The organism is Halopseudomonas sp., from assembly GCF_036961105.1.
GTDB lineage: Bacteria > Pseudomonadota > Gammaproteobacteria > Pseudomonadales > Pseudomonadaceae > Halopseudomonas.
The window spans coordinates 1-759 of the sequence record NZ_JBALWW010000051.1; the positions used below are offsets into that span (position 1 = coordinate 1).

General features: G+C 50.3%; 1 protein-coding gene. It reads right to left on the reverse strand.

Going from position 1 to position 759, the window contains the following annotated elements:
* Nucleotides 1-209: 209 nt before the first annotated feature.
* Nucleotides 210-759: M24 family metallopeptidase (locus tag V7756_RS18915; protein WP_335611752.1), on the reverse strand; the 550-nt coding region annotated here is incomplete at its 5' end.

Sequence of the window (759 nt, forward strand, 5' to 3'; positions counted from 1 at the left end):
GACTCTTGCTGCTCTGTTATTGGGTTAGTTTGAGGGTTTTTGCTTAGTGCAGGCGCACCTATCCCGTGACGGGTGGCCGTTAATCCGCCAACCGAGATTCAGCGAGGAGAGCAATAAGGCGAGACTAGCACCCACCATACCGCCACCGACTATGGCTATATCCACGTCTTGTACGGACACATTAGGCTCTGTTGGTGAGTTTTGAGACATTACTTCGCCATTAACCTTTCAATGTCTTCCGTGGTTTTGGGGGCACCACAGCTCAAGACTTCGGGGCCTTTAGCGGTTATCAACACATCATCTTCAATACGAATCCCAATACCACGCCAACTTTTGGCCACTTGCGTGTTATCCGGAGAGATATAAATACCCGGTTCAACAGTGACGACCATGCCTTTCTCCAGTAACCGCCACTCATCGTGAACCTTGTAATCGCCCACATCGTGTACATCCATGCCCAACCAGTGCCCGGCTCGGTGCATGTAGAAATCCCGGTAGCCCTTGGATTCAATCAGCTCATCAAACTCACCCTTCAAAAGCCCCAAATCAATCAGCCCCTGGGTGATCACATTGACGGTAACCTGATGAGGCTCATCCCAGTGATTACCTATAGCGCAGGCATCAATACCGGCTAATTGCGCCTTGAGGACCAAGTCATAAATAGCTTTTTGTTCCCGGGTGAATTTACCGTTGACCGGAAAAGTGCGGGTAATATCTGCCGCGTAATGTTGCAACTCGCAACCGGCATCTATCAGCACC